Genomic DNA, 19,579 nt, shown 5'->3' with positions numbered 1-19,579 from the left:
CTTTTCCACGCACTCACCGTGAGGTACACGCATGCCCAGCGACTTCTTCATCCCCGACCCGGAGGGTCAAGTCCCCACCCCCGAAGGCTACTTCGGCGCCTTCGGCGGCAAGTTCATCCCGGAGGCCCTCGTCGCCGCCGTGGACGAGGTGGCCGTCGAGTACGACAAGGCCAAGCACGACCCCGAGTTCGCCCGTGAGCTCGACGACCTGCTGGTGAACTACACCGGCCGCCCCAGCTCCCTCACCGAGGTGCCGAGGTTCGCCGAACACGCCGGTGGCGCACGGATCTTCCTGAAGCGGGAAGACCTCAACCACACCGGCTCCCACAAGATCAACAACGTGCTCGGCCAGGCCCTGCTCACCAAGCGCATGGGCAAGACCCGCGTGATCGCCGAGACCGGCGCCGGCCAGCACGGCGTCGCGACGGCGACGGCCTGCGCACTGTTCGGCCTCGACTGCACCATCTACATGGGCGAGATCGACACCCAGCGTCAGGCCCTCAACGTGGCCCGGATGCGCATGCTCGGCGCCGAGGTCATCGCCGTGAAGTCCGGCAGCCGCACCCTCAAGGACGCCATCAACGAGGCGTTCCGCGACTGGGTCGCCAACGTCGACCACACGCACTACCTCTTCGGCACGGTCGCCGGCCCGCACCCCTTCCCGGCGATGGTCCGCGACTTCCACCGCGTCATCGGCGTCGAGGCCCGCCGCCAGCTCCTGGAGCGCGCAGGCCGTCTCCCCGACGCCGCCGTCGCCTGCGTCGGCGGCGGCTCCAACGCCATCGGCCTGTTCCACGCCTTCATCCCCGACACGGACGTACGCCTGATCGGCTGCGAACCGGCGGGCCACGGCGTGGAGAGCGGCGAGCACGCGGCCACCCTCACCGCGGGCGAGCCCGGCATCCTGCACGGCTCCCGCTCCTACGTCCTGCAGGACGACGAGGGTCAGATCACCGAGCCGTACTCGATCTCGGCCGGCCTGGACTACCCGGGCATCGGCCCCGAGCACTCCTACCTCAAGGACAGCGGCCGCGGCGAGTACCGCGCGGTCACCGACGACGCCGCCATGCAGGCGCTGCGCCTGCTGTCGCAGACCGAGGGCATCATCCCGGCCATCGAGAGCGCCCACGCGCTCGCCGGGGCCCTCGAAGTCGGCCGGGAGCTGGGCAGGGACGGGCTGATCGTCGTCAACCTGTCCGGGCGCGGTGACAAGGACATGGACACGGCCGCCCGTTACTTCGGCCTCTACGACACCGACGCCGAGGTCGCCGCCGACGCCAACGGCGGCGCCGCCGAGATCCAGGGGGACGCCAAGTGAGCGGAAACATCCAGCTGTTGACGGACACCCTGCGCGCCGCCAGGGCGGAGGGCCGCTCCGCGCTCATCGCCTACCTCCCGGCCGGGTTCCCCACCGTGGACGGCGGCATCGAGGCGATCAAGGCCGCACTCGACGGGGGCGCGGACGTCGTCGAGGTCGGTCTGCCGCACAGCGACCCCGTCCTCGACGGCCCCGTCATCCAGACCGCCGACGACATCGCCCTCAAGGGCGGGGTCAAGATCGCGGACGTCATGCGCACCGTCCGCGAGGCGCACGAGGCCACCGGGAAGCCGATCCTCGTCATGACGTACTGGAACCCCATCGACCGCTACGGCGTCGAGCGCTTCACCGCCGAACTGGCGGAAGCGGGCGGAGCGGGCTGCATCCTGCCCGACCTGCCCGTGCAGGAGTCCGCCCTGTGGCGGGAGCACGCCGAGAAGCACGGGCTCGCGACGGTCTTCGTCGTGGCGCCCAGCAGCAAGGACGAGCGGCTCGCGCAGATCACCGCGGCGGGCAGCGGCTTCGTCTACGCCGCCTCGCTGATGGGCGTCACCGGCACTCGCGAGTCCGTAGGCGCTCAGGCCCAGGACCTGGTCGAGCGGACCCGGGCCACGGGCACCGACCTGTCCGTCTGCGTCGGGCTCGGTGTCTCCGACGCCAGGCAGGCCGCCGAGGTCGCCGGTTTCGCCGACGGCGTGATCGTCGGCTCGGCCTTCGTCAAGCGGATGCTGGACGCGCCGGACGACGCGGCCGGTGTCGAGGCCGTGCGGGCGCTCGCCGGTGAGCTGGCGAAGGGCGTGCGCGGGCAGGCGTAGGCAGGAGTTCGCGGCAGCGGAATACATCTTCAGACGAAGGGTCTTCCGTACGAGTCGCTCGAACGGGTGGACCTGAGGCCGGGGAGGCGCGCAGCGCCTCCCCGGTTCGTTCTGCGGGTGTGAGCGAAAAGAATCGTGACGGAAAGCGGACCGCCCGGGAGCGGCTGGCGGTCGAGCGTGAGAAGCAGAAGGCCGCCGACAAGCGGCGCCGCGCGCTGATCGTGGGCGCGAGCGTCGTCTGCGTCCTCGGACTCGCGGCGGTGATCGGAGTCGTCGCGGCGAACGCCGGCAAGGACGACAGCAGCGAGTCGGCGGGCCCGGTCGTGGGGCCCTCGGGGGCGCAGGGCAAGGACGGCCTCGCGATCCCGGTCGGCGAGGAGAGCGCCAAGTCGACGCTCACGATCTGGGAGGACTTCCGCTGCCCGGCCTGCAAGTCCTTCGAGGACGCGTACCGGTCGACGATCCATGAGCTGACGGACGCCGGCCAACTCAGGGTCGACTACCACCTGGCGACGATCATCGACGGCAACATGGGCGGCACCGGCTCGCGCAATGCCGCCAACGCCGCGGCCTGCGCCCAGGACGCCGGGAAGTTCACGCCGTACCACGACGTGCTGTTCCAGAACCAGCCCCCCGAGCCCGACGACGCCTTCGCCGAGAACAGCAAGCTCCTGGAGCTCGCGGGCAAGGTGAAGGGCCTGGACACGCCCGCCTTCCGCAAGTGCGTCGAGGACGGCACCCACAACAGCTGGGTCGACAAGTCCAACGAGGCATTCAAGAAGGGCGGCTTCAGCGGCACGCCGACGGTGCTGCTGAACGGCAAGAACATCTACCAGGACCAGACGATGACCCCGGCCAAGCTGAAGCAGATGGTGGAGGAGGCCGCCAAGGGGTGACCCCGACGGGCAGGGCCGGTTGCGGACACTGCCTGTTATGGACCCGTAGCCGGGCTGCCTGACATCGCTGCCGCCCGGCAGGGTAGCGTCGACCTTGCCATGGAACTTGCCTACATTCCCAGCCCGTCGCGCGGGGTGATCCACCTCGGTCCCATTCCGCTGCGCGGCTACGCCTTCTGCATCATCATCGGTGTCTTCGTAGCCGTCTGGCTCGGCAACAAACGCTGGATCGCCCGGGGCGGGCGATCCGGCACGGTGGCCGACATCGCGGTCTGGGCCGTGCCGTTCGGCCTGGTCGGCGGGCGCCTCTACCACGTGATCACGGACTACCAGCTGTACTTCAGCGAGGGCCGTGACTGGGTGGACGCCTTCAAGATCTGGGAGGGCGGCCTCGGCATCTGGGGCGCCATCGCCTTCGGCGCGCTGGGCGCGTGGATCGGCTGCCGCCGCCGTGGCATCCCGCTGCCCGCGTACGCCGACGCCGTCGCCCCCGGCATCGCCTTCGCCCAGGCGATCGGCCGCTGGGGCAACTGGTTCAACCAGGAGCTGTACGGGCGGCCGACCGACCTCCCGTGGGCGCTGGAGATCACGTCCTCGACGGACGGGCGGGTGCCGGGCACCTACCACCCGACGTTCCTGTACGAGTCGCTGTGGTGCATCGGCGTCGCGCTGCTGGTGATCTGGGCCGACCGCCGCTTCAAGCTGGGCCACGGCCGGGCGTTCGCGCTGTACGTCGCCGCGTACTGCGCGGGGCGCGCGTGGATCGAGTACATGCGGGTCGACGACGCCCACCACATCCTGGGCCTGCGGCTGAACGTCTGGACCGCGCTGATCGTGTTCCTGCTGGCGGTGACCTACTTCGTGGTGTCCGCGAGGAAGCGGCCCGGCCGGGAAGAGATCGTGGAGCCGGGTGCCGCCGACGGTGCGGTCGAGGGCGGTGACGAGGCCGACGGCGAGAAGGCCGATGCGGAAGCCTCGGAGCGCTCCGATGAAGTCCCGGAGGCGTCCGACGACTCCGACGCGTCGGACGCGGAGAGCAAGAAGGAAGCCGGCGACGAGGCCGAGTCGGCCAAGAAGAGCTGACGGTCGGCAGTACGTCGAAGAGGGCGCCCGGGTAACCCCGGGCGCCCTCTTCGCGTGTTCAGGTGCGGCGGGCCAGGGACAGCGTGCGCTGTGCCGTCGCGACCACCGCCGCGTCGATGAAGCTTCCGTCCGGGAGGGCCTGGGCGCCCCGGTTCGTCGCCGCCGCCTTGATGATCGTCTCTGCCTGTGCCAGCTCCTCCTCCGTGGGGAGGTAGGCGCGTTCGATCACCGGGAGCTGGCGCGGGTGGATGGCCGTACGGCCCAGGAAGCCCAGGGCACGGCCGTGCGCGCAGGTTGCCGCCAGGCCGTCCAGGTCGCGGATGTCGGGGTGGACCGACTGGGGCGGTGGGGCCAGGCCCGCTGCCCTGGCCGCGACGATGACCCGGGAGCGGGACCAGTCGAGGCCCGCGTCGCCCCGGATGCCCAGGTCGGCCCGCAGATCCGACTCGCCGAGGGCGATCCCGCGCAGGGACGGATGGGCGGAGGCGATCGCGTACGCGCGCTCGATGCCCAGGGCCGACTCCAGCAGCGCGTGCAGCGGCGGGGCGCCCCCCGCGCTGGGAGGTGTGGTCTCCGCGAGGTGGACGATCTGGTCGGCGGACCGCACCTTGGGCAGGCGGATGCCGGACAGGCCGGGGCGGGTGGCCAGGGCCTCCAGGTCCTTGGCGGCCGCCGGGGTGTCCAGGGCGTTCACACGGACATGGACGGGGACGGGATGCTCCGGTTCGGCGAGCAGGTCTGCGGTGGCCGACCGGGCGTAGTCCTTGCGGTCCGGAGCCACGGCGTCCTCCAGGTCGACGATGACGATGTCGGCGCCGGACGTCAGGGCCTTGGCCACCACATGGGGGCGGTCGCCGGGGGCGTACAGCCAGGTCAGGGGGTAGGGCGTCACAGGGCGCCCTCCTCGCGCAGGGCCGCCAGCTCGGAGGAGGTCAGGCCCAGGTCGGTGAGGATCTCGTCGGTGTCCGCGCCGTGCGGGCGGCCTGCCCAGCGGATCGTGCCGGGAGTGGCGGAGAGACGGAAGAGGACGTTCTGCATGCGGAGCGGGCCCAGTTCGGGGTCGGCGACGGTGGTGATGGTGTCGAGGGCCGCGTACTGCGGGTCGGTCATCACGTCCCGTACGTCCTGGATCGGGGCGACCGCCGCTTCCGCCTTCTCGAAGGCCGCGAGGACGTCGGCGCGGGTGTGGCGGGCGATCCAGTCGTCGACCGCCTTGTCGAGGACGTCGGCGTGGCGGGCCCGGTCGGCGCCCGTCGCGAACCACGGCTCGTCGATCAGTTCGGGGCGCCCCACCAGGTGCATCACGCGCTCGGCGATCGACTGGGCCGAGGTGGAGACGGCGACCCAGGTGCCGTCCGCGGTGCGGTACGTGTTGCGCGGGGCGTTGTTGGCGGAGCGGTTGCCGGTGCGTTCCTGGACGTAGCCCAGTTGGTCGTACCAGGTCGCCTGCGGGCCGAGCGCCAGCAGCATCGGTTCGATGAGGGCCATGTCGACGACCTGGCCCTCGCCGGTGCGCTCGCGCGCGGCCAGGGCCGTCATCACGGCGTACGCGGTGGCGAGGCCCGCGATCGAGTCGGCCAGGCCGAACGGCGGGAGCGTCGGGGGCGCGTCCGGTTCGCCGGTGAGCGCGGCGAAGCCGCTCATCGCCTCGGCGAGGGTGCCGAAGCCGGGCCGGTGGGCGTAGGGGCCGAACTGGCCGAAGCCGGTGATGCGGGCGAGGACCAGGCGGGGGTTGGCGGCGGACAGCTCCGGCCAGCCGAGGTCCCATTTCTCCAGGGTGCCGGGGCGGAAGTTCTCGATGACGACGTCCGCGGTGGCGACCAGGCGCAGGAGGGTGGCGCGGCCGCCGGGCTTGGAGAGGTTGAGGGTGATCGTGCGCTTGTTGCGGCCGAGGACCTTCCACCACAGGCCGACGCCGTCCTTCGACGGGCCGTGGCCGCGGGAGGGGTCGGGCTTCTCGGGGTGCTCGACCTTGACGACCTCCGCGCCGAAGTCGCCCAGCATCGTGGCGGCGAGGGGGCCGGCGAAGAGGGTGGCCAGGTCGAGGACGCGGAGGCCGGACAGGGGCGCCTCGGCTGCCTCCGTCACCCGGGTTGCCCGCGATGTCCCGGTCATGACGCGTACCGTTCCTCGATCTCGGGGCGGTACGGCATCGACACCGAGGCACCTTCCCGCTGGACCGACAGCGCGGCTGCCTCGGCCGCCCATCTCAGCGACTCCCGCATCGGACGCCCTTCGCCGACGGCCACCGCGAGGGCGCCCACGAAGGTGTCGCCGGCGCCGGTGGAGTCGACAGCGGTGACTTTCGGGGCGGGGACGGTCAGGGGGTCCGCGCCGCGGGTGGCGTACAGGCTGCCGGACGCGCCCAGCGTGACGACCACCTCGGGCACCTGGTCGAGCAGCGCGGTGGCCGCCTCGCGGGGGTCGGTGCGGCCGGTGAGGGCGGTGGCCTCGTGCTCGTTGGGGACCAACAGGTCGATGGCGGCCAGGAGTTCGCGGGGCAGTGGCTGGGCGGGCGCCGGGGTGAGGATCGTACGGACGCCGTGCCGGCGGGCCGCCTGTGCGCCGGCGAGGACCGCGGCCAGCGGGATCTCCAGCTGCAGCAGCAGCGTGTCGGCGGAGGCGATGACGCCCTCGTCGCCGGGGCTGAGATGGTCCAGTGTGCCGTTCGCGCCGGGGATCACGACGATCGCGTTGCCGCCCTCGTCGTCCACGACGATGTGCGCGGTGCCGGACGGGCCCTCGGCCGTGCGGAGGTCGTCGGTGTCCACGCCGGAGTGTTCGAGGGTGGAGCGCAGGTGGGTGCCGTAGGCGTCGTTGCCGACGGCGCCGATCATCAGGACGTTGCCGCCCGCGCGGGCCGCCGCGATCGCCTGGTTGGCGCCCTTGCCGCCGGGGATCGTACGGAACTCCCGGCCCGTCACGGTCTCGCCGCGCTGCGGGGCCTTCTCGACGTACGTGACGAGGTCCATGTTCGTGCTGCCGAGCACGACGATGTCGGTCATGGGTGAGCGGCCTCCAAGGGGGTGAGTCGGTGGGTCAGCTCGTGCGTCAGCCGGGCGAGGGTGTCGAAGCCGGTGCCGTTGAAGTCGGCGACGGAGGTGGTGAGGCGGTTCTTGAGGGGGGCCGTCCAGCGGTCGGGGAGGGCGGTGGGGGTGCCGGCGAGGAGGGCGGCGATGCTGCCTGCGGTCGCGCCGTTGGAGTCGGTGTCCCAACCTCCCGACACGGCACGGCAGATGGAACCGGTGAAGTCGCCGTCCGCGTGGGTGAGGGCGGCGGTGATCAGGGCGGTGTTGGGGATGGCGTGGACCCAGTGGTGGGTGTCCGCGTGGACGGCGTGAAGTTCGTCGACGACCGTGTCGAAGTCCTCGTGGGTCCGGGCGAGTCGGACGGCGTGGCGGATCGCCTCCGCCAGACGGGAGCCCGGGGGGATCACGGTGAGGCCGGTGCGCAGGCAGGCGTGGATGTCCTGGGCGCCGGTCGCCGTCGCTGCCTGTGCGATGACCGCGGCCGTGTACATCGCCGCGTAGACGCCGTTGGCGGTGTGGGTGAGGGTGGCGTCGCGGTGGGCCTGTTGCGCTGCGGCGGCCGGGGCGCCGGGGTTGGTCCAGCCGTGGACGTCCGCGCGGATGAGGGCGCCGATCCATTCGCGGAAGGGGTTGCGGTGCCGGGCCGTGTGCGGGGGCTCGATGCCGAGGAGGAGGTTGCGGTGGGCGATGCGCTCGGCCGTGAACGTGCGGCCGGGCGGGAGTTCGTCGAGCCAGAGGCGGGCCACGTCGGTGGTGGTGAAGGTCTTGCCGTGGCGTTGCAGCAGCAGGAGGTTGAGCAGGGGGTAGTTGAGGTCGTCGTCCTCGGGCATGCCGTCGATGTTCTCGGCGAGGGAGGTGGTCGCCGAGCGGCGGTTCCACGGGTGGGCGGTGAGGAGGTCCTCGGGAACGCCACGAGCGGTGAAATAGGTGCTCAGGGGCCAGTTGCCGGTGGATGCGGCCAGTTGGCGGATGGCTTCGAGGGGGAGCTTCTCCACGGGCTTGCCCAGGAGGCAGCCGACGGCCCGGCCGAGCCAGGCGGCCTCGTAGCGCGTGGGAGGGGGCGGTGCCGCGGACGTGCCGGGATCGTTCGGCCAGTCCGGGCACCGGGACTTGATCTTGTCCAGATCCGTCGGCTCGTCGTCCTTCAACCTGCTGGGCAGGTCCGCCAGTTCGTCCAGCAGGTCCTTGGCCAGTGTCCGCAGATATCTCGACGCGGGCTCCGCGGACGAGCCCGCCCGCAGTGGGGCCTGTCCGCCGCCCGCCGCCGTCCACCTCGCCGCGATCCTCGACGGCTCCCTGCCGTCCAGGGCCGCCTGGCGCAGTTCGTGGCCGAGCAGGTCCTCCGGCTGGACCCAGGTCAGTCGGAGCATGCTCGGCCCTCCAGTGCGGTGAGGGCCGCCTCGTGTGCACGGCGTCGGCGGACGTCACGGGCGTGGATCTCTCTCGTCACCTCGGTCAGCGTGCGCGCCGGTTCCCAGAGGTCGAGGCGGCTGGCCTCCGCGACCGTCTTCGACCAGTCCTCAGGGGGCGGTGAGCCCAGGGCACCGCACAGGGCGCCGGCCATCGTGGCGATGGAGTCGCAGTCGCGGCCGTAGTTCACGGCGCCCAGGACCGCTTGGCGGAAGTCGCCATTCGCTACCAGCAACATGCCCAGGGCGATGGGGAGTTCCTCGATGGCGTGCAGGCGGGAGGGGCGACGGGCGCCGAGGGAAGGCTGTCGATAGTCGGGGCCGACCGTGTCGTACGGGATGACCGCCTCCCGGAGCGGCGCCAGGGCAGACTCGAAGTCGCTGTGGGGGCTTGCCGCTTCGCAGACCTTCTCGATGGCCGTCCGCGTGCCGTCCTTGGCCAGGGAGAGACAGGCCGTGACGACCGAGTCCGGTGTCGCCCCCGGCGTGCACGCCGCTGCCACCGCCGCCGCGAAGACGCCCGCCGCCTCACGGCCGTACGACGACTGGTGGGCGCCCGCGATGTCCAGCGCCTCGGCGTACGCCGCCCTCGGATCGGCCGCGTTGACCAGGCCGACCGGGGCCACGTACATCGCGGCACCGCAGTTGACGATGTTGCCGACGCCCGCCTCACGCGGGTCCACGTGCCCGTAGTGGAGGCGCGTCACCAGCCACTTCTCCGCCAGGAAGATGCGGTGCAGAGGGAGGGCCTCCGACTCCAGTTCCGGGATCCAGCGCGGGTTCGTCATCAGGTCCGGGACCAGGTGGTCGGCGATCGCGTACGCGTCGAGGTGGTCGCGGACCGTCCCGTAGACGCGGATCAGCGCATGCGTCATCAACGTGTCGTCGGTGACGTGCCCGTCGCCCTTGTGATACGGCGCGATGGGGCGGGCCGTGCGCCAGGCGTCGCCGTTCCAGGGACCGACGATGCCGTGGACACGGCCGCCGTGGCGCTGAAGGATCTGGTCGGGGGAGTAGCCCTCCACCGGGCCGCCGAGGGCGTCGCCGACCGCCGCTCCGACCAGGGCGCCGGTGATCCGCTCATCGAGACGCGGACCACTGCTTTCTTCTGCTTTGGGCGTCATGCCCCGAATCATCCTCCTGGTCGGGCCGGTTGCGTGGCTTCCAGGAGTTCGGCGAGTTCCACCAGGTCAGTGCCGGTGAGCCGGGGGAGTACGCAGCCGGAGAGGGTGCGGCACGCGTCACGCCAGCTCGCCGGGATCGACGCGCCGCCGCCCAGCGCGCCCGTGAGCGCGCCGGCCAGGGCCGGTGCCGAGTCCGCGACCCGGGACAGACACGCGGCGGCCGGGACCACCTCGGCGATACGGCCGTCCGCCGCCACCGTGAGGGCCAGGGCCACCGGGACCGTTTCGGCCGCGGCGACGCCGTAGCTGTAGACGTGGTCGACGATTTGGTGTTCGAGGAGGGGGATCAGGGCGAAGGCGCTGTCGGCGGCCCGCGCCAGGTTCAGTGCGTGGCGGGCGTTGCGGCCGATCTCCGTCTCCTCGGGGAGTTCGGCGAGTGCGACGGTGACGCAGGCCTCGGTCGTCGCGCCGGTCAGAGCCAGGGCGAGGGCCGCCGCCATCGCCCTCGCGCCGTGTACGCCGTCGCCGTCCTGGGTGTAGCGGGCGTCGAACTCGGCGAGGTCGGCCGCGCGGCGGGGGTCGCCGGGGTGGGCCACGGCGAGGACGCAGGCCCTGACGCAGGCGGCGTCGTCGAAGTAGTGCGGGTTGTCGTGGCCGGTGGCGGGTGGGCGCAGGCCGGTGGCGAGGTTGCCGAGGCCGGCGCGGACGGAGATGCGGGCGCGCAGGGGGAGGATCGCCGACTCGACCTCGGGGGCGCGGTCGGCCGCGGCGGCCACTTCGCTGGCCACGGCGTTCCAGGTCAGGTCGATCGCGGCCCGGGTGCGGCGCTCTCGGCTGAGGTCGCCGAGGACGGTGTCGTCGCCGGCGCGCAGGAGTGCCTCGGCTGCGAAGGCCGCCCATTCCGCGTCGTCGGAGGGGCCCAGGCGGAGGGGCTCCGGGGGTTGGTTCAGAGCGAGGGGGAGGGGGAGGGTGGTGGTGGCGTTGTGTTCGGCGAATGTGTCGAGTTCGCGGGTGAGTCTTCGTGTCCACTCGGGCATGCGGGCGGCTCTGTGGCGGGCTGCCGGCCAGCCGGCGGCGTCGCCTGCGGCGAGACCCAGGAGGAGGCCGAGGACTCGTTGACCGGCCCCGGCTTCGCCTTCGGCCCGGGGTTTCTCACCCGCACCGTCCGTGCGACTTGCGTCGTCGGGTGCGGGTGGCCCCGGTGGGTGCTCGCCGTCGGCGGGCGCGGGTGGTGTTGCTGCGGGGTGCCCGGTGTCCGTGGACAGGGGTTCGGTCGGGTGTGTCAGGGGAGTGGCGGCCGGCTCGGGGGGTGCCGCGATCGGGGTTCCCTCGTCCAAGGGGGTGGGCGGTGTCATCGTCGTACTCCTTCGCCTGGGACCACGGCCTCGCCCGATACGGCTCCCCCCGCCCCCCACTTCCCGCCCTCCCCCGGCACCAGCAGCTCCGCCACATCCAGCACGTGGTGCCCGGCCATCGACGGCAGGCAGCTCCCGCGGGCCGGTCCGATCGCCGCCGCCCACTCCGTCGGGATCGACGACTCGCCCTGCGTCGCGCCCGCCAGGGCCCCCGCGACGGCCGCCGTCGTGTCCGCGTCCCGGCCCATGTTCACGGCCGTGAGGACCGCCTGGACGAAGTCGCCGTCCGCCGCCGCGTACGCCCCGAAGGCCAGGGCGACCGCCTCGGGGGCCAGGTCGGTCCAGGGGTAGCCGCCGATGACGACGCCGGAGCGGACCGCGCGTTCGCCGCGGTGGGCCACCGCCACGGCCCGGCGCAGCGAGCGGGCCGTCCAGGAGTCGTCCGGGACCACCGCCAGGGCGGAGGCCACCACGGCGATCGTCGGTGCTCCCGCCATGGCCGCCGCAACACCCGCCGCCACCGCCTGGCCGCCGTAGATGCCCTCGCCCTCGTGGCTCACCGAGCCGTCGATCGCCACCAGACGGGCCGCCTCGGCCGGGCGGCCCGCCGCGAAGACGCCGAAAGGGGCCGCCCGCATGGCGAGACCGTCGCTCCAGGCGTGCCGGTGCTGTGCCGAGATGGGCGCCGCCAGGCCCCGGCGGAGGTTCTCCAGCGTGCCGCGCTCGCTGAAGCCCGCGCCCCGGAAGGGGCCCTCCGCACGGTCCGCGATCCACTGGTGCCAGGCCGACTCCACATGGGCCGGGGTGAGGGCCGAGCCGTGGCGGGCGAGGAGGAGACCCGAGAAGATCGCGTATTCGGTGTCGTCCGTGCCGGAGGGGTTCTCGGTGACGAAGCCGGTGATACGGCCCCAGCGGGCGCGGATCTCGGAGGGCTTCATGTTCTCCGCGGGGGCGCCCAGCGCGTCGCCGACGGCCAGGCCCAGCAGTGCGCCGCGTGCCCGTCCGCGGAGTTCGGCGGCGTCCCCGGGCGCCGGGACCGAGGGAATGCAGGCGGTCGATGGCATGCGTGGCCTCTCCTCCGGGGGCTCCGCCCAGGGCGCGGAGCCCTTTGCGGATATGTCCCACCGTCGGCGGTTGACCCGAGCCTCAGAAGCCTCAGAGTCACCCGGTCGACATCTGTGCAGGGTTAGCCACGAATGAGCGTCCTAAGGGAAAAGTGCAGGTTAGCGCAGCCTTTCCTTGCTGGCGGCGGGGAATCATGAAGCGTAGATTTGTTGTTGTCAAAGAGTAGAACGTGTCTAAAGACAGCCTTGCCTGAGTTTTCTGGGGGACCTTTCATGGCCATCATCGAGACCGAAGCCGCCCTGCATGAGGCGCACCGTGACAACCACACGCACAGGGATGTGAACGGCGGCTGGCTGCGCCCCGCCGTCTTCGGCGCGATGGACGGTCTGGTCTCCAACCTCGCCCTGATGACCGGTGTCGCGGGCGGGGCGGTCAGTCATCAGACCATCGTGCTCAGCGGGCTGGCCGGTCTGTCGGCCGGCGCCTTCTCCATGGCCGCCGGTGAGTACACCTCCGTCGCCTCCCAGCGCGAGCTGGTCGAGGCCGAGCTGGACGTCGAGCGGCGGGAGCTGAGAAAGCACCCCAAGGACGAAGAGGCCGAGCTCGCCGCCCTCTATGAATCGCGGGGTGTCGAGCCGGCGCTGGCGCGGGCCGTCGCCGGGCAGCTCTCCCGTGATCCCGAGGTGGCTCTGGAGATACATGCTCGCGAAGAGCTCGGCATCGACCCCGGTGATCTGCCGTCGCCGCTGGTCGCGGCCGTGTCGTCGTTCGGGTCGTTCGCGCTGGGCGCCCTGCTGCCCGTACTGCCGTATCTGCTCGGTGCGACCGCGCTGTGGCCGGCCGTGCTGCTGGCGCTGGTCGGGCTGTTCCTGTGCGGTGCGGTCGTGGCCAAGGTGACCGCGCGCAGCTGGTGGTTCAGCGGCCTGCGGCAGCTCGCGCTCGGTGGCGCCGCGGCCGGTGTGACGTACGCCCTGGGCAGCCTGTTCGGAACGGCCGTAGGATAGCCCGGCTCGGACTTATGCGTTGGGCCGCATAAGTAGCCGTTACTCGCTGGTTTCGAATGCTTAACCACCGGGCATGAGCCGTAAGCACTGCGGGCAATGAGGCCTGTGACGCACTCGCGGGGTGGGCGACGACGCCCGCCTCCGCCCCCTGGACCGACGGACATGGACCTGTCCCGCTCGGTCCCCACATACTTCAAGCCATGTGCGCGGAACCCCCGCTATCAGCCCGTGGTGTCCGCATGTTGGAACGGATTATCCCGCTTCCCGAGAACCGCTCCATCATGTAACCTGCACGAAATTTTGCACTCACGCAGAGGGCCAACGTCGTCCCTCGGCAATTTGCATATGCCAGATGACGACGACGGGAGAGCCGATGCGTACGCCGCGCCAGCCGTCCCAGCACTCCGCGAATGGCCAGAACTGGTCGTTCATGGATGCTCGCCCTGCTGCGCAGGGTATGTACGACCCCCGCAACGAGCACGACGCCTGTGGCGTCGGCTTCGTGGCCACCCTCACCGGCGAGGCGAGCCACACGCTGGTCGAGCAGGCGCTCACCGTTCTGCGCAATCTCGAACACCGCGGCGCCACGGGCTCCGAGCCCGACTCGGGCGACGGCGCGGGCATCCTCTCCCAGGTGCCGGACGCCTTCCTGCGTGCGGTGACCGAATTCGAACTGCCCCAGGCCGGTGCGTATGCCGTCGGTATCGCCTTCCTGCCGGAGGACGGGACCCAGGACGCCGTCTCGCAGATCGAGACGATCGCGTCCGAGGAGGGCCTGAACGTCCTCGGCTGGCGTGACGTCCCCGTTGCGCCCGAACTGCTGGGCGCCACCGCCCGTTCGACGATGCCCGCCTTCCGGCAGGTGTTCGTCGGGGACGGTTCCTCGGAGGGCATCGACCTCGACCGCAAGGCCTTTGTGCTGCGCAAGCGCGCCGAGCGCGAGGCCGGCGTCTACTTCCCGTCGCTGTCGGCCCGCACGATCGTCTACAAGGGCATGCTGACCACCGGCCAGCTGGAGCCCTTCTTCCCGGACCTGTCCGACCGCCGCTTCGCCTCGGCCGTCGCCCTCGTCCACTCGCGCTTCTCCACGAACACCTTCCCGTCGTGGCCGCTCGCGCACCCCTACCGCTTCGTCGCGCACAACGGTGAGATCAACACCGTCAAGGGCAACCGCAACTGGATGCGTGCCCGTGAGTCGCAGCTCGTCTCTGACCTGTTCGGGTCCGACGACAAGGCCCTGGAGCGCATCTTCCCGGTGTGTACGCCGGACGCCTCCGACTCGGCGTCCTTCGACGAGGTGCTGGAGCTGCTCCACCTCGGTGGCCGCTCGCTGCCGCACTCCGTGCTGATGATGATCCCGGAGGCGTGGGAGAACCACGACTCCATGGACCCGGCCCGGCGCGCCTTCTACCAGTTCCACTCCACGATGATGGAGCCCTGGGACGGACCGGCCTGTGTCACCTTCACCGACGGCACCCAGGTCGGCGCCGTGCTCGACCGCAACGGCCTGCGCCCCGGGCGCTACTGGGTCACCGACGACGGCCTCGTCGTCCTCGGCTCCGAGGTCGGCGTCCTCGACATCGACCCCGCCAAGGTCGTCCGCAAGGGCCGCCTGCAGCCCGGCCGGATGTTCCTCGTCGACACCGCCGAGCACCGCATCATCGAGGACGACGAGATCAAGGCCCAGCTCGCGGCGGAGAAGCCGTACGCCGAGTGGCTGGAAGCCGGCGAGATCGAGCTGTCCGACCTGCCCGAGCGCGAGCACATCGTGCACACGCACGCCTCGGTCACCCGCCGCCAGCAGACCTTCGGTTACACCGAGGAGGAGCTGCGCGTCATCCTCGCCCCGATGGCCAAGACCGGCGGTGAGCCGCTCGGCTCCATGGGCACCGACTCGCCCATCGCCGCGCTGAGCGAGCGCCCGCGTCTGCTCTTCGACTACTTCACCCAGCTGTTCGCGCAGGTCACCAACCCGCCGCTGGACGCCATCCGCGAGGAGCTCGTGACCTCGCTGTTCTCGTCCCTCGGCCCGCAGGGCAACCTGCTGGAGCCGACGGCCGCGTCCTGCCGCAGCGTCACCCTGCCGTTCCCGGTGATCGACAACGACGAGCTGGCCAAGCTCATCCACATCAACGCCGACGGCGACATGCCCGGCTTCAAGGCAGCGACCCTGTCCGGCCTGTACCGGGTGCACGGCGGCGGCGACGCGCTGGCCGCGCGCATAGAGGAGATCTGCGCCGAGGCCGACGCCGCCATCGAGAACGGCGCCCGCCTGATCGTCCTGTCGGACCGTCACTCCGACGCCGAGCACGCGCCGATCCCGTCGCTGCTGCTCACCGCGGCCGTCCACCACCACCTCATCCGCACCAAGCAGCGCACCCACGTGGGCCTGCTCGTCGAGGCCGGTGACGTCCGCGAGGTCCACCACGTCGCCCTGCTCATCGGCTTCGGCGCCGCGGCCGTGAACCCGTACCTGGCGATGGAGTCGGTCGAGGACCTCGTCCGCGCCGGTACCTTCCTGCCGGGCATGGAGGCCGAGAAGGCCATCCGCAACCTGATCTACGCCCTCGGCAAGGGCGTCCTGAAGGTCATGTCCAAGATGGGCATCTCCACCGTCGCCTCCTACCGCGGCGCGCAGGTCTTCGAGGCCGTCGGCCTCGACACCGCCTTCGTCGAGAAGTACTTCAACGGCACGGCCACCAAGATCGGCGGCGTCGGACTCGACGTCATCGCCAAGGAGGTCGCCGCCCGCCACTCCAAGGCCTACCCGGCCTCGGGTATCGCCCCGGCGCACCGCGCGCTGGAGATAGGCGGCGAGTACCAGTGGCGTCGCGAGGGCGAGCCGCACCTGTTCGACCCGGAGACGATCTTCCGCCTCCAGCACTCCACGCGCACCGGTCGCTACGACATCTTCAAGAAGTACACCGAGCGCGTGAACGAGCAGTCCGAGCGCCTGATGACGCTCCGCGGACTCTTCGGCTTCGCGCCCGACCGGCAGTCGATCTCCATCGACGAGGTCGAGCCGGCTTCCGAGATCGTCAAGCGCTTCTCCACCGGCGCCATGTCGTACGGCTCCATCTCCAAGGAGGCGCACGAGACCCTCGCCATCGCCATGAACCAGCTGGGCGGCAAGTCCAACACCGGTGAGGGCGGCGAGGACCCGGAGCGTCTGTACGACCCGGCGCGCCGGTCGAGCATCAAGCAGGTCGCGTCCGGCCGCTTCGGTGTGACCTCCGAGTACCTGGTCAACGCCGACGACATCCAGATCAAGATGGCCCAGGGCGCCAAGCCCGGCGAGGGCGGCCAGCTGCCCGGCCACAAGGTCTACCCGTGGGTCGCGAAGACGCGTCACTCGACGCCGGGCGTGGGCCTGATCTCCCCGCCGCCGCACCACGACATCTACTCCATCGAGGACCTGGCTCAGCTGATCCACGACCTCAAGAACGCCAACCCGCAGGCCCGCATCCACGTGAAGCTGGTCTCCGAGGTCGGCGTCGGCACGGTCGCCGCGGGTGTCTCCAAGGCGCACGCGGACGTGGTCCTGATCTCCGGTCACGACGGTGGTACGGGTGCCTCCCCGCTCACCTCGCTGAAGCACGCCGGTGGCCCCTGGGAGCTCGGTCTCGCCGAGACCCAGCAGACCCTGCTGCTGAACGGCCTGCGCGACCGCATCGTCGTGCAGACCGACGGCCAGCTGAAGACCGGCCGTGACGTCGTCATCGCCGCGCTGCTCGGCGCCGAGGAGTTCGGTTTCGCGACCGCGCCGCTCGTCGTCTCCGGCTGCATCATGATGCGCGTGTGCCACCTGGACACCTGCCCGGTCGGCATCGCCACCCAGAACCCGACCCTGCGGGACCGGTTCTCCGGCAAGGCCGAGTACGTCGTGAACTTCTTCCAGTACATCGCCGAAGAGGTCCGCGAGATCCTCGCCGAGCTGGGCTTCCGCTCCATCGAGGAGGCCGTCGGCCACGCCGAGAACCTCGACGTGACCCGCGCGGTCGACCACTGGAAGGCGCAGGGCCTGGACCTGGCCCCGCTGTTCCACGTGCCCGAGCTGCCCGAGGGCGCGGTGCGCCACGCGCTGGTCGACCAGGACCACGGCCTGGAGAAGGCGCTCGACAACGAGCTCATCAAGCTCGCCGCCGACGCGCTGGCCGCGGACTCCGCGACCGACGCCCAGCCGGTGCGCGCCCAGATCAAGGTCCGCAACATCAACCGCACGGTCGGCACCATGCTCGGCCACGAGGTGACGAAGAAGTTCGGTGGCGCGGGCCTGCCCGACGACACCATCGACATCACCTTCACGGGCTCGGCGGGCCAGTCCTTCGGTGCCTTCCTGCCGCGCGGTGTCACGCTGCGCCTGGAGGGCGACGCCAACGACTACGTCGGCAAGGGCCTCTCCGGCGGCCGGGTGATCGTCCGTCCCGACCGGGGCGCCGACCACCTCGCCGAGTACTCGACGATCGCGGGCAACACCATCGCGTACGGCGCGACCGGCGGTGAGCTGTTCCTGCGCGGTCGTACGGGCGAGCGGTTCTGTGTCCGCAACTCCGGCGCGACGGTCGTCTCCGAGGGCGTGGGCGACCACGGCTGCGAGTACATGACCGGCGGTCACGCGGTGGTCCTCGGCGAGACGGGCCGCAACTTCGCGGCCGGCATGTCCGGCGGCATCGCGTACGTCATCGACCTCGACCGCGACAACGTCAATGTCGGCAACGTCAGCGCCGTCGAGGCTCTCGACGACACCGACAAGCAGTGGCTGCACGACGTGGTCCGCCGCCACCAGGAGGAGACCGGTTCCACGGTCGCCGAGAAGCTCCTGGCCGAGTGGGAGACCGCGGTCGAGCGCTTCAGCAAGATCATCCCCAGCACGTACAAGGCAGTGCTCGCCGCCAAGGACGCCGCCGAGCGAGCCGGTCTCTCCGAGACCGAGATCACCGAGAAGATGATGGAGGCGGCGATCAATGGCTGACCCGAAGGGCTTCCTCAACCACGGGCGCGAGGTCGCCAAGTCCCGCCCCGTCGACGTACGCCTCAAGGACTGGAACGAGGTCTACGTCCCCGGCTCCCTGCTGCCGATCATCAGCAAGCAGGCCAGCCGCTGCATGGACTGCGGCATCCCGTTCTGCCACAACGGCTGTCCGCTCGGGAACCTGATCCCCGAGTGGAACGACTACGCCTACCGCGAGGACTGGGCGGCCGCGAGCGAGCGGCTGCACGCGACCAACAACTTCCCGGAGTTCACCGGTCGCCTCTGCCCCGCTCCCTGCGAGTCGGCGTGTGTGCTCGGCATCAACCAGCCGGCCGTCACCATCAAGAACGTCGAGGTCTCCATCATCGACAAGGCGTGGGACGGCGGCGACGTCGCGCCGCAGATCCCGGAGCGCCTGTCCGGCAAGACCGTCGCCGTCATCGGCTCGGGCCCGGCGGGCCTCGCCGCCGCCCAGCAGCTGACCCGGGCCGGCCACACCGTGGCCGTGTACGAGCGCGCGGACCGCATCGGCGGCCTCCTGCGCTACGGCATCCCCGAGTTCAAGATGGAGAAGCGGCACATCAACCGCCGTATCGAGCAGATGCGCGCGGAGGGCACCCGCTTCCGTACCGGCATCGAGATCGGCCGCGACCTCAAGGCGACCGACCTCAAGAAGCGCTACGACGCGGTCGTCATCGCCGCCGGCGCCACGACCGCCCGTGACCTGCCGGTCCCCGGCCGCGAGCTCAAGGGCGTCCACCAGGCCATGGAGTACCTGCCGCTGGCGAACAAGGTCCAGGAGGGCGACTACGTCACCTCCCCGATCTCCGCCGAGGGCAAGCACGTCGTGGTCATCGGCGGTGGCGACACCGGTGCCGACTGCGTGGGCACCGCCCACCGTCAGGGCGCGGCCTCCGTCACGCAGCTGGAGATCATGCCCCGCCCGGGCGAGGACCGCGCGCCGCACCAGCCGTGGCCGACCTTCCCGATGCTGTACAAGGTCACGTCCGCGCACGAGGAGGGCGGCGAGCGGGTCTACTCCGTCTCCACCACCCACTTCGAGGGCGACGAGGACGGCAACGTCCAGTGGCTGCACCTCACCGAGGTCGAGTTCGTCGACGGCAAGCTGACCCAGAAGCCGGGCACGGAGCGCAAGATCCCCGCCCAGCTGGTCACGCTGGCCATGGGCTTCACCGGCCCGGACCGTGACAACGGTCTGACGGACCAGTTCGGCCTGGACCTCGACGAGCGCGGCAACATCGCCCGCGACGCGGACTTCCAGACCAACGTGCCGGGTGTCTTCGTCGCCGGTGACGCCGGCCGCGGCCAGTCGCTCATCGTGTGGGCCATCGCGGAGGGCCGCTCGGCAGCCCGCGGCTGCGACCGCTTCCTGACCGGCGCCAGCGAGCTGCCCGCGCCGATCCGTCCGACGGACCGCTCGCTGATGGTCTGACGGCACCACAAGTGACCTGACGGTCACCCATACACGTCCCGTACAAAGGCGTACGG

14 protein-coding genes are annotated in these 19,579 nt (G+C 71.2%); 7 read left to right on the top strand and 7 right to left on the bottom strand.

From position 1 onward, the window contains the following. Nucleotides 1–31: 31 nt before the first annotated feature. The 4 genes from trpB to lgt all read left to right on the top strand — a co-directional run bounded on the left by trpB (nt 32) and on the right by lgt (nt 4,112). Nucleotides 32–1,318: a tryptophan synthase subunit beta gene (trpB, locus tag ACWGDB_RS17895; RefSeq protein WP_453823301.1), complete on the top strand. Its 1,287-nt coding sequence runs from the start codon at nt 32–34 to the stop codon at nt 1,316–1,318. After that, a complete protein-coding gene (trpA, locus tag ACWGDB_RS17890; RefSeq protein ID WP_383596736.1) occupies nt 1,315–2,133 on the top strand; it encodes a tryptophan synthase subunit alpha in 819 nt (272 codons plus the stop codon). The genes trpB and trpA overlap by 4 nt, the downstream gene beginning before the upstream one ends. 119 nt (nt 2,134–2,252) lie before the next feature. Next, the gene (locus ACWGDB_RS17885) at nt 2,253–3,029 is read left to right on the top strand and encodes a DsbA family protein (RefSeq protein WP_427841516.1); all 777 of its coding nucleotides are present in this window, start codon (nt 2,253–2,255) and stop codon (nt 3,027–3,029) included. Nucleotides 3,030–3,128: 99 nt separating this feature from the next. Beyond that, nucleotides 3,129–4,112 carry a prolipoprotein diacylglyceryl transferase gene (gene lgt, locus ACWGDB_RS17880; RefSeq protein WP_453823300.1) on the top strand — a complete coding sequence of 328 codons (984 nt, stop codon included), beginning with the start codon at nt 3,129–3,131 and terminating at the stop codon, nt 4,110–4,112. Between the two features lie 58 nt (nt 4,113–4,170). On the opposite strand, the gene ACWGDB_RS17875 is transcribed toward lgt, so the two are convergent. The 7 genes from ACWGDB_RS17875 to ACWGDB_RS17845 are packed head-to-tail and all read right to left on the bottom strand — an operon-like array spanning nt 4,171 to nt 12,093. Further along, entirely contained in the window at nt 4,171–5,004 is an 834-nt protein-coding gene (locus tag ACWGDB_RS17875; protein WP_453823299.1) for an HpcH/HpaI aldolase/citrate lyase family protein, read from the bottom strand. After that, entirely contained in the window at nt 5,001–6,227 is a 1,227-nt protein-coding gene (locus tag ACWGDB_RS17870) for a CaiB/BaiF CoA transferase family protein (protein ID WP_453823298.1), read from the bottom strand. Before ACWGDB_RS17870 ends, ACWGDB_RS17875 begins: the two co-directional genes overlap by 4 nt. Beyond that, nucleotides 6,224–7,117 (bottom strand): ribokinase, encoded by an 894-nt coding sequence (gene rbsK / locus ACWGDB_RS17865; RefSeq protein ID WP_453823297.1) that lies wholly within the window; start codon nt 7,115–7,117, stop codon nt 6,224–6,226. Before rbsK ends, ACWGDB_RS17870 begins: the two co-directional genes overlap by 4 nt. Next, complete coding sequence (locus ACWGDB_RS17860) at nt 7,114–8,511, bottom strand: ADP-ribosylglycohydrolase family protein (protein ID WP_453823296.1); 1,398 nt, start codon at nt 8,509–8,511, stop codon at nt 7,114–7,116. Before ACWGDB_RS17860 ends, rbsK begins: the two co-directional genes overlap by 4 nt. Next, entirely contained in the window at nt 8,499–9,674 is a 1,176-nt protein-coding gene (locus tag ACWGDB_RS17855) for an ADP-ribosylglycohydrolase family protein (RefSeq protein ID WP_453823295.1), read from the bottom strand. Before ACWGDB_RS17855 ends, ACWGDB_RS17860 begins: the two co-directional genes overlap by 13 nt. A gap of 8 nt (nt 9,675–9,682) precedes the next feature. Beyond that, on the bottom strand, nt 9,683–11,029 hold the full coding sequence (locus ACWGDB_RS17850; protein ID WP_453823294.1) for an ADP-ribosylglycohydrolase family protein: 1,347 nt from the start codon (nt 11,027–11,029) through the stop codon (nt 9,683–9,685). Next, nucleotides 11,026–12,093 (bottom strand): ADP-ribosylglycohydrolase family protein, encoded by a 1,068-nt coding sequence (locus ACWGDB_RS17845; protein WP_453823293.1) that lies wholly within the window; start codon nt 12,091–12,093, stop codon nt 11,026–11,028. Before ACWGDB_RS17845 ends, ACWGDB_RS17850 begins: the two co-directional genes overlap by 4 nt. A gap of 273 nt (nt 12,094–12,366) precedes the next feature. Between ACWGDB_RS17845 and ACWGDB_RS17840 the strand changes: the two genes are divergently transcribed. The 3 genes from ACWGDB_RS17840 to ACWGDB_RS17830 all read left to right on the top strand — a co-directional run bounded on the left by ACWGDB_RS17840 (nt 12,367) and on the right by ACWGDB_RS17830 (nt 19,523). Then, nucleotides 12,367–13,098 (top strand): VIT1/CCC1 transporter family protein, encoded by a 732-nt coding sequence (locus ACWGDB_RS17840; RefSeq protein ID WP_453823292.1) that lies wholly within the window; start codon nt 12,367–12,369, stop codon nt 13,096–13,098. 373 nt (nt 13,099–13,471) lie between these two features. After that, nucleotides 13,472–18,070 (top strand): glutamate synthase large subunit, encoded by a 4,599-nt coding sequence (gltB, locus tag ACWGDB_RS17835; RefSeq protein ID WP_453823368.1) that lies wholly within the window; start codon nt 13,472–13,474, stop codon nt 18,068–18,070. Next, nucleotides 18,063–19,523 (top strand): glutamate synthase subunit beta, encoded by a 1,461-nt coding sequence (locus ACWGDB_RS17830; RefSeq protein ID WP_383596767.1) that lies wholly within the window; start codon nt 18,063–18,065, stop codon nt 19,521–19,523. Before gltB ends, ACWGDB_RS17830 begins: the two co-directional genes overlap by 8 nt. Nucleotides 19,524–19,579: the final 56 nt, after the last annotated feature.

The organism is Streptomyces sp. NPDC055013, assembly GCF_053608645.1.
Note: the sequence above shows the minus strand (reverse complement) of the source record. Positions and strands in the feature narration are given on the sequence as shown.